Genomic DNA, 8921 nt, shown 5'->3' with positions numbered 1-8921 from the left:
CTTGGCGTTTTGCCGAATCGTTAGTTCCGGGCGCTCAGGCGCTTTTGCTGAAGGGGTTGCCCCATGTCGCAGCCCGTCAATCAGCAGGTTCAGCATACGTTCAGCATGTGCCCCGCCATCGCTACCGCTCGTTAACGATAGGTTGCCGATCACACGCAGGAGGTCATAAGGATCAATATCCCCTCGAATCTCTCTCGCCGCAACGGCCGCTTCGAGCAGCGCTGTCAGCGCTGGTTCAAAACAGGCTCGGAAGTAACCGGGAAGCGCATCAAACGCCGGATCGCCGGAATGCAGTGCCGCCGCAAGGCCTTTTTTAGTCGCGAGAAAGCCGGTGTAACGTTTCAGCCAGAGCACCACCGCTTCGCCCGGCGGATACTGGGCGGCCAGTGTCGCTGCCTCGGCGGTGCAAGCGTCGACTTCGCGGCGGAACACGCCCGCCACCAGATCGGACCGCGTCGGAAAGCGTCGATACAGCGTGCCGACTCCCACCCCCGCCCGCGCGGCGATTTCTCGAACTGGCGCGTCAACGCCCGAAGTTATGAAGACATCCTTGGCAGCCTCAAGCACAGCATCTTCGTTGCGCAGAGCATCGGCGCGGGCACGGCGCCGGGGTGGTATTGCGCTTTTTTCCAACTCTTCCGGCTCTGTGGACAAAGGCACCTCCCAAGGCGAGCGGACTCGGCTCCAATTTTCTCACTTGCTAAACGGAACAATGTTCCGTTTACTTCTTATCACCGTTATGGTCGGTGAACCCCACCGAAGCGCCCCTTTAAGTGCCAGGAGTTTCTTCTGTGAACAACCTCATTAACCACGCCCGCAATCTTCCTATCAGCCCAGAAAACCCTACCATTTCCCTGAGCCCTGTAACACTCCCGGCCCCCAACCGGGGGGCACCGCTCGAAATGCGCATCACCGCCCCCGTGAGCGGCAACAACCTTCCTGTCATTCTCTTTTCCCACGGGCATGGGCCATCGCTCTACATTCCGTCGAAAGATGGCTATGGCCCCCTCGTGAATTTCTACGCAGAACACGGCTTTGTTGTCATTCAGCCCACCCATGCAAATTCAAAAGTCGCCGGGCTTTCCCCCAAAGCGCTTGGTGGGCCGCTCTTCTGGCAGTCGCGCGTTGACGATATGAAACTCATTCTCGATCATCTCGACGACATTGAAGCGTCGCACCCCACGCTCGCCGGACGCCTCGACAAAAGTAAAATTGCGGCGGTTGGGCATTCAATGGGCGGGCAGACAATTGCCATGCTCCTAGGCGCACGGCTGACCGATCCCAAAGACGCGACTGCGACAGCGGTGAACCTGATCGAACCGCGCATCAAGGCCGGGGTTCTCCTGGCCGCTCCCGGCAATGGCGGCGACAATCTCAGCGCCTTTGCTGCCGAACATTATTCCGCCCTGAACCCCGATTACGCGCACATGACGACTCAAACTCTGGTGGTTTTCGGCGATAGCGACGTGAACCCCCATATTACCGTCCGCCAGGCCGATTGGCACGCGGACCCCTATCACCTGAGCCCGGGAGCCGACAGCCTGCTGACCCTCTTCGGTGCAAAGCATGGCCTTGGTGGAATTGCGGGATATGACGCCAAGGAAACCGATGACGAGGATCCTGATCGGTTAGCCGTGACGCAGCGCATGACCTGGGCCTATCTGCGCTCCGCCCTTTTCGAGAATGAATCCACCTGGGTCGACGCCTGCAAGGCGCTTGAAGACCATGCCAGCAGTCTGGGGAGTGTTGAGCTCAAGTAAGACCCAGCCCTCGAACCCCTAATGACGGAATGGCGGGGCTTGGTGTTCGTATCGCTCACTCCCCCGCCACCAACCGCGCGAGATCGACCGCTGTTTTCGCGCCCATCTTCTCCAGCACCCGCGCCCGATGCACTTCGACCGTGCGCATGCTGATGCCGAGCCGGTCGGCGATGACCTTGTTCATCAGCCCTTCTAGAATAAGGTCCATCACCTGCCGCTCGCGGCTGGACAGGGTGGCGAGGCGGGTCTGGCGGTCGGCTTTGCTGGCGCTGCGGGCGTAGGCCTCGGCTTCAGCGGCGAGCGCCTCTAGGAGCCGATCGACCAGATCATTGTCGTTGAAAGGTTTTTCGACAAAATCGCGCGCGCCGCGTTTCAGGGCCGCCACCGCCATCGGCACATCGGCGTGCCCGGTGAGGAAAATCACCGGCAGGGCACAGGCGTGATCGCGCAGCCGGTCGAAGAGTTCCAGCCCGCTCATGCCGCCCATCCGAATATCGAGCAGCAGGCAGCCGCGTAAGTCCGAACGATAGGCTTCCAGAAAGCTTTCTGCCGACTCCCACGCCTGCACCGCCACCCCGCGCGAGCCGAGCAGCCAGGAGAGGGCGTCGCGAATCGCCTCGTCGTCGTCGATGATATGGACGCAACTCATGCGGCTTTCTCCCGGTCGGGGGTCTCGGTCGGGGCGCGCGGCAGGGTGAAGATAAACAGCCCGCCCCGGTCAGGCGCAGGCTCGTACCAGAGGCGGCCCTGATGAAATTCGATCAACGAGCGGCAGATGTTCAGCCCCATGCCCATCCCATCGGGTTTGGTGGTGAAAAACGCGCTGAAGAGGGTTTCCTGCTGAGCGGCGGCGACGCCCGGCCCACTATCCCGCACGCGCACTTCTACCCGATCCTCCAGCGCTTCCGCCGAGAGCCACAGCGACCGTTGCCCGCGCGGCACGGCGGCCATCGCCTCCAAGGCATTGCGGGCGAGGTTCAAGATCACCTGTTCGATCAAAATCCGGTCGGCCCGCACGAGGGGCAAATCGTCGGGCAGATCGGCGTGAATGGCGACGCCCAATTTACGCGCTTCGGCGGCGAGAAACCCCAGCGCATCCTGGGCAATCTCCGGTAACGCGCAGGCGGTGAGCTGGGGTTCGCGCTTGCGAACGAAATCATGAATGCGGCGAATGATCGTCCCGGCCCGGCGCGCTTGCACCGTGAGCTTGGTCAGCGCCCGCTCCAACTCGGCATCGCCGCCCGACGCTTGCAGGCGGTTGAGACTGCCGGTCGCATAGGAGGTAATCGCCGAGAGCGGCTGATTCAGCTCGTGGGCGAGGGTGGAGGCCATTTCCCCCATCGTTATCAGCCGAGCGTTTTGTTGCAGCATTTCCTGCTGTTGGCGCTGGCTTTCCTCGGCGCGTTTGCGCGCGGTGATATCGACGAAGGAGCCCATCCAGCCGGTGTGTTTTCCGTCCGCATCGATTAGCGGGGCCTCGTAAATCAGCGCATCGAAGCGCTCGCCGGTGCGGCGCTGAAAGCGCAGCTCGAAGCCCGAGGGGTAGGGGGTTCCGGCCAAAACCGCATCATGGACCGCCTGCGTTCGTTCGTAATCCTCCGGCACCCAATAGGGCATGGGCGGATCTTGGCCGATCAATGTTTCGGCCTCGAAGCCGACCATTTGGCAAAAAGCCGAATTCACATAGGTGACGCGCCCGCTCAGATCGCGCGCGCGCATGCCCACCGTGAGCGAATCTTCCATCGCCTGCCGAAACGCATATTCGGTGCGTAAAGCTTGCTCGGCCTTCACGCGCCGCCGCACCTGCCGCCGGGCGGTGAGGAGGCTCGCCCCCGCCACCAGCGCTAGCACCGAGATCGCCGCCAAAATCCCCGCCTGCGCCTCCCACGGCCCCGCCCGGTAGAGTGCCACCAGCAGCGTAATCCCCTGCCCCGGCGGATCGAGCGGCATGCGGTGCGTCGCCCGGTCCGGCAGAAACTGGCTGGGGTCGGGCAGCGCTTCGGGTTTCGCCGCCAGCGTTTGCCCATTGGGATCGAGCAGGCTCAGCCGGTAGCGTTCGGTGAACCACCAGGCACATGCTGGGTGAGCAGGGCTTGCAGCGAAATATCCGCCACCAGCGCGCCATCGTAGCGCCCATCGCGGAAGATCGGCGTCACCAGGGGCAGATGGGCCGAATCATGTGCGCCCCGCCCCGGCGACTGCGAAATACCGCCATAGGCCGCCCGTCCCAACGCCCGAACTTCGGTGAGCGGCAGACTGCCGACATCCAGCCCGCCGCCCTCGGGAAAGGGGGGCAGCGTGGCATTGACCGCCCCGCTCGCACCAAGCCAGCGCAGCCGCGTGAAGTCGGGATTTCCCGCCAGCATTTGCCGGGCTTTCGCCTCGAACCCAAGGGGCGAGCTGATGGCACCGCGCCCGAGATCGTCGGCCAAAAGTCTTAACTTTTCTTCGACGGAGCCAAGCTGGAAACGCAAGGCTTGTTCGGCCCAGAGCGTATCCATAATCAGCGTATGGCGCTCATTCTCCCGCTCGTGCGCCTGAAACAGCCACAGCATGAAGCCCAGCAGCAGTGCAATCAGTGCCAGCGATAGCGTCGGAAGCGCCTGGATAAGATCCCGGCGCGGGATGGTAAAGCGCATTTTCCCCCTCCCGCTGCGGATGTTTCTCCGCTTGCGGATGTCCACAATAGAGGCAAGCGCCAAAGCTAGCATACTTGAAAGCAGAAAAAAAAAAAGCGCCGCCCACCGGGTGAAGCGCTAAAATCTTCTGGGAGAGAGACTATGATAAAAACGCCGTGCCGCGTTCCTATGCGCGTGCCTGCTGATGGGGGTTTCGCGCGCGCCCGACCTTCAGGCGCAAACCGCCAAACCCATCGTTATCACCTTCAGTCATGTCGTCGCCGACGATACGCCGAAGGGCAAGGCCGCCCTGCGCTTCAAGGACCTCGCTGAACAGGCGACACAAGGCCGGGTGTTTGTGCAGGTTTACCCCAATAGCCAACTCTATAAGGATAAAGAGGAACTGGAAGCGCTGCAACTCGGCGCGGTGCAGATGCTCGCGCCCTCGTTGGCCAAATTCGCGCCGCTCGGTGTCGGCGAGTTCGAAGTGTTCGATATCCCCTATATGTTTCCTAGCAAGACCGCCCTGCGCAAGATTACCGATGGCAAGATCGGCGCGGAACTATTGGCCAAGCTTGAACCCAAGGGCATCAAGGGCCTCGCCTATTGGGATAATGGTTTCAAGCTAATGAGCGCGAAGCGCCCGATTAAGCTGCCCGAGGATGTGAAGGGCCTGAAGCTGCGCATTCAATCGTCGCGCGTGCTTGATGCGCAGATGCGGGCGCTGGGCGCTTTACCGCAGGTCTTGGCCTTTTCCGAAGTCTATCAGGCGCTGCAAACTGGCGTGGTCGACGGCACAGAAAACCCGCCCTCGAATATGCTCACCCAGCGCATGAACGAGGTTCAGCCTATGCCACCCTCACCGATCACGGCTACCTCGGTTATGCGGTGATCGTGAACAAGCGCTTCTGGGACAGTCTGCCGTCCGACCTGCGGGCCGTGCTCGAAACCGCGCTGCGCGACGCCACCCACTACGGCAATGACATCGCCCAACAGGAGAATGACGCCGCCGTTGCCGCGATGCGGGCTGCCGGCACCACCGAGTTTCACACTCAAACCCCGGAGGAGCGCAAAGCCTGGATCGCCGCCCTCGCCCCCGTGCGGCAAGCGATGGAAGCGCGCGTGGGGAAAGACCTCATCAGCGCCATTCTGAGAGAAACCGCCGGGCTCGCGCCGAACTAGCCTTCGCCCCCTGCCCGCGCTAGCTTTCTCGCAGAATGCCAAAGGGGGAGAGGGTTTGTGAGCGAAAAATTTAACTGGGCCGATCCGTTTGATCTGGAAAGCCAACTGACCGAGGACGAGCGCCAAGTGCGCGATACCGCCGCCGGGTACGCGCGCGACCGGCTGGCCCCGCGCGTGCTGGAGGGATTTCGCACCGAGCAAACCGATCCGGCTATTTTCCGGGAAATGGGGGCGCTTGGCTTGCTCGGCCCCACCTTGCCGCCGGAGTATGGTGGCGCGGGCCTCGGCTATGTCGCCTATGGGTTGGTGGCGCGCGAGATTGAGCGGATCGATAGTGGCTACCGCTCGATGATGTCGGTGCAATCCTCCCTAGTGATGGTGCCGATTTTCGAGTTCGGCTCGGAGGCCCAGAAACAAAAATACTTGCCCAAACTGGCCTCAGGCGACTGGATCGGCTGCTTCGGCCTGACCGAACCCGATCACGGCTCGGACCCCGGCAGTATGGCGACGCGCGCCAAAGCCGTGCCCGGCGGTTATCGGCTAACCGGCTCGAAAACTTGGATCACCAATGCGCCGATTGCCGATGTGTTTATCGTGTGGGCAAAAACCGACGATGGGGTGATTCGCGGCTTTATTCTGGACCGCGACACCGAGGGGCTGTCCACTCCCGTTCTTCACGGCAAAATCGGCCTGCGCGCCTCCATCACTGGGCAAATCGTCCTCGACGACGCTTTTGTGCCGGAAGACGCGCTGATGCCCGGCGTGAAAGGCCTAAAAGGCCCCTTCACCTGCCTGAATTCGGCGCGCTTCGGGATCGCCTGGGGCGCTTTGGGCGCAGCGGAAGCCTGTTACACAACCGCCCGTCAATACGTCTTAGATCGCCATCAGTTCCAGCGCCCGCTCGCCGCCAATCAGCTTATTCAGAAGAAACTGGCCGATATGCTCACCGATATCGCGCTCGGACTCCAGGGCTGCCTGCGCTTAGGTCGGATGAAGGACACTGGGCACCCGCCCGTGGAACTGACCTCGATCCTCAAGCGCAATTCCTGCGGCAAGGCTTTGGAGATCGCCCGCACCGCCCGCGATATGCTGGGCGGTAACGGTATCTCCGACGAATTTGGCGTCGCCCGCCATTTGGTGAATTTGGAAGTCGTGAATACCTATGAGGGTACCCACGATATTCACGCGCTCATTTTGGGCCGAGCGATTACCGGGATTCAGGCGTTCAGCTAACCCTTAAAGGGCCGCAATCACCTGAATTTCAACCCTATACTCCGGCCGGGCCATGCGCGCTTCGACGCACGCCCGTGCCGGGGCACCGCCGGGGGCAACCCAGGCGTCCCACACCGCGTTCATTTCGGCATAATCCGACATATGGGTAAGATAGACCGTGGCCGTCAGCAGCCGCGCTTTATCGGTGCCCGCTTCCGCCAGCAGCCGGTCGATGGTGGCCAGCACTTCTTGCGTCTGAACCGTTACCGAGCCCGTCAGCGTGTCGGCGACTTGGCCCGCGAGATAGACGGTGCCGCCGTGAATAACGGCGTCGCTATAGCGGGTTTCGGGGTGCAGGCGGCGGATTTCGGACATAAAGACCTCTAATTCAGCGGAATATGCTGGCCTGCAAAATCGCGCAGGGCCTCGGGGGCGATTTCGGCGACGGTGGCAACCGCCCACAAATCGAAATAGGGGCCGGGGCGGGCGCGGCTGGCGACCATCGAAAACCCGGCTTCCTTCAGGCAGGCGACCAGCACTTTTTCGGTAAAGCCGCAGCGGTGCGCCATATAGAGGTTCCCGGCCTGCATGGCAGCGCGATGGCCGTAGAGAATATCCACGGGCGCAATCGGCCCGGCGGGGGAGTTATACGCGGCTTCGGTCAGCTTATCCTCGGCCACCAGCGCGCAGACCGATTTCAGATCTGGGCAGGTAATCACCGCAAACCCGTTCGGCGTGAGCACGCGGCGAAACTCCGCCAGCGCAACCGCAACCTCATGCGGGTAGAGATGCTCGATGTTATGGCTGGAAAACAGCGCATCCATCGACCCGCTCGGCACCGCCGACATATCGGTCATCGTGCCGGTAATATCGGGCTGCACCGAGGCATCGATATCGAACCGCACTTCTTGCCAGTCGGGCGTATTGAAGCCCGGCGTCGTGCGATCTTTGCGTTTCGGCCCACAGCCGACGTGAATGAATTTGAGCATGGTTTTCCCTGAAAGGGCAGAAGAAGAACTGCGCCGAAGCTAACCGCGCCCCCCGTGCAAAGGCAAGAGCCCTCAACAGAAACCGCCCCAGGGTTTCCCCTGGGGCGGCTCTTTTAGGCACTAACCCTTTGGCCCGAAGGCCGGGGAGTTAGGCCATTTTGCGCGGTTCGGGCACCGCATCGGCAACGGGGGTACCGAGAAGATAGAGCGTGTCGGGGGAGAGGTCGGTTTCGTCGTCCCAGGCGACCGTACCATACTGTATATAGGCTTTGGCGAAGCGGGCCGGATCGGTTAGGGCGGCAAAAGCGGGGGCCGACAGATAGGGCGTTAGGTCGAAACGCCGCCGCTCGCCGGTAGCAAACACCGCCTCTAAGGAATGATTAGCAAGAATTTTAACAGCAACGATATCCGGGGTCATCGCGCTCTCCTATCGTAGTGGGTCGATTTTTAGCGGGGTTTGGCCATTAACAGCTAAAAACCAATCGGCCATAAGCGCATCCCGATGCAACTCTACCCAGGCTTGTAGCAACTTCATTTGGCGAACGGGAAGCTCGCCATCCAGCCTGTCACCCTCGGGAATGCCGATAACGGCCCGGAACTCATTATAGCGAACATGGATGTGCGGCGCATGATGCTTCGCCGTATCGAAAACATACATGGCCACAATGATTCCATAGAACGATGCTGATCGTTGGCATTACCCCTCCCCGCGCCCGAACAGGTTAGCACAGCCCGCCGCCGCCATACAGAAACCGCCCCAGGGTTTCCGCGTGAAGGTGGTTCGGGGGCGAGCGCTTTTAGGCGCTAACCCTTTGGCCCGAAGGCCGGGGGAGTGGGATTGAGTCGGCGTAGAGGGTTTCGGGGGCAATGTCGATGTTGCCGGGCCAAACCACGGTGCCGTAATCGATATAGGCCTTTTCAAAGCGCTCCGGGGCTGCAATGCGGTTCCAGGGAGACATTTGAAGAAGGGGCTTCATATCGAACTGCCGCTGCTCGCCGTTGGCATAGTCGAGCCGCAAGATGAAATCGGGCAAAACGGAAACATGAAGGACATCCATCACCAGGCTTCCTATTGCAATGGCGGAATTCGGAAAGGTTCTTGCCCCTCTACGGCGAGACCCCAATCGATCATAAGCTCCTCTTCGTGGAGCGCAATCCAA

The 8921-nt window shown here is 61.3% G+C and carries 11 protein-coding genes and 1 pseudogene; 3 read left to right on the top strand and 9 right to left on the bottom strand.

What is annotated here, in order from left to right; genetic code table 11:
* Positions 1-654, bottom strand: a 654-nt coding sequence (locus tag VZ95_RS07900; RefSeq protein WP_084627647.1) for a TetR/AcrR family transcriptional regulator, incomplete at its 3' end; no start/stop codon positions are given.
* A 137-nt stretch (positions 655-791) separates the two neighbouring features.
* Here VZ95_RS07900 and VZ95_RS07895 point away from each other — a divergent pair.
* Positions 792-1760: an alpha/beta hydrolase family protein gene (locus tag VZ95_RS07895; RefSeq protein WP_045775366.1), complete on the top strand. Its 969-nt coding sequence runs from the start codon at positions 792-794 to the stop codon at positions 1758-1760.
* Between the two features lie 55 nt (positions 1761-1815).
* Here VZ95_RS07895 and VZ95_RS07890 read toward each other — a convergent pair whose 3' ends face one another.
* The 3 genes from VZ95_RS07890 to VZ95_RS26810 all read right to left on the bottom strand — a co-directional run bounded on the left by VZ95_RS07890 (position 1816) and on the right by VZ95_RS26810 (position 4399).
* Entirely contained in the window at positions 1816-2409 is a 594-nt protein-coding gene (locus VZ95_RS07890) for a response regulator transcription factor (protein ID WP_045775365.1), read from the bottom strand.
* A complete protein-coding gene (locus VZ95_RS07885; RefSeq protein ID WP_232302542.1) occupies positions 2406-3710 on the bottom strand; it encodes a PAS domain S-box protein in 1305 nt (434 codons plus the stop codon). The genes VZ95_RS07890 and VZ95_RS07885 overlap by 4 nt, the downstream gene beginning before the upstream one ends.
* 92 nt (positions 3711-3802) lie before the next feature.
* Positions 3803-4399: a cache domain-containing protein gene (locus VZ95_RS26810; protein ID WP_232302541.1), complete on the bottom strand. Its 597-nt coding sequence runs from the start codon at positions 4397-4399 to the stop codon at positions 3803-3805.
* A 184-nt stretch (positions 4400-4583) separates the two neighbouring features.
* Here VZ95_RS26810 and VZ95_RS07880 point away from each other — a divergent pair.
* A pseudogene (locus VZ95_RS07880) lies at positions 4584-5560 on the top strand (TRAP transporter substrate-binding protein).
* Between the two features lie 57 nt (positions 5561-5617).
* Positions 5618-6793 (top strand): acyl-CoA dehydrogenase, encoded by a 1176-nt coding sequence (locus tag VZ95_RS07875; protein ID WP_045775364.1) that lies wholly within the window; start codon positions 5618-5620, stop codon positions 6791-6793.
* A gap of 3 nt (positions 6794-6796) precedes the next feature.
* Here VZ95_RS07875 and VZ95_RS07870 read toward each other — a convergent pair whose 3' ends face one another.
* The 5 genes from VZ95_RS07870 to VZ95_RS07850 form a co-directional block, all read right to left on the bottom strand.
* Positions 6797-7147, bottom strand: coding sequence for a RidA family protein (locus tag VZ95_RS07870; RefSeq protein WP_045775363.1), 351 nt, complete (start codon positions 7145-7147; stop codon positions 6797-6799).
* A gap of 8 nt (positions 7148-7155) precedes the next feature.
* Positions 7156-7761 (bottom strand): class I SAM-dependent methyltransferase, encoded by a 606-nt coding sequence (locus VZ95_RS07865; RefSeq protein ID WP_045775362.1) that lies wholly within the window; start codon positions 7759-7761, stop codon positions 7156-7158.
* A gap of 148 nt (positions 7762-7909) precedes the next feature.
* Positions 7910-8179 (bottom strand): DUF2442 domain-containing protein, encoded by a 270-nt coding sequence (locus tag VZ95_RS07860; protein ID WP_045775361.1) that lies wholly within the window; start codon positions 8177-8179, stop codon positions 7910-7912.
* A 9-nt stretch (positions 8180-8188) separates the two neighbouring features.
* Entirely contained in the window at positions 8189-8425 is a 237-nt protein-coding gene (locus VZ95_RS07855) for a DUF4160 domain-containing protein (RefSeq protein ID WP_269747078.1), read from the bottom strand.
* A gap of 133 nt (positions 8426-8558) precedes the next feature.
* Positions 8559-8819, bottom strand: a complete 261-nt coding sequence (locus tag VZ95_RS07850; protein ID WP_045775359.1) for a DUF2442 domain-containing protein — start codon at positions 8817-8819, stop codon at positions 8559-8561.
* Positions 8820-8921 lie beyond the last annotated feature (102 nt).

The sequence above is a fragment of the Elstera litoralis genome, assembly GCF_000963705.1.
GTDB lineage: Bacteria > Pseudomonadota > Alphaproteobacteria > Elsterales > Elsteraceae > Elstera > Elstera litoralis.
Note: the sequence above shows the minus strand (reverse complement) of the source record. Positions and strands in the feature narration are given on the sequence as shown.

Excerpts from the sequence above, each read along its gene's own strand:
- VZ95_RS26810 (WP_232302541.1), bottom strand. The coding sequence starts at position 4,399 with ATGCGCTTTACCATCCCGCGCCGGGATCTTATCCAGGCGCTTCCGACG.
- VZ95_RS07865 (WP_045775362.1), bottom strand. The coding sequence starts at position 7,761 with ATGCTCAAATTCATTCACGTCGGCTGTGGGCCGAAACGCAAAGATCGC.
- VZ95_RS07870 (WP_045775363.1), bottom strand. The coding sequence starts at position 7,147 with ATGTCCGAAATCCGCCGCCTGCACCCCGAAACCCGCTATAGCGACGCC.
- VZ95_RS07850 (WP_045775359.1), bottom strand. The coding sequence starts at position 8,819 with ATGGATGTCCTTCATGTTTCCGTTTTGCCCGATTTCATCTTGCGGCTC.
- VZ95_RS07885 (WP_232302542.1), bottom strand. The coding sequence starts at position 3,710 with ATGCCGCTCGATCCGCCGGGGCAGGGGATTACGCTGCTGGTGGCACTC.
- VZ95_RS07890 (WP_045775365.1), bottom strand. The coding sequence starts at position 2,409 with ATGAGTTGCGTCCATATCATCGACGACGACGAGGCGATTCGCGACGCC.
- VZ95_RS07860 (WP_045775361.1), bottom strand. The coding sequence starts at position 8,179 with ATGACCCCGGATATCGTTGCTGTTAAAATTCTTGCTAATCATTCCTTA.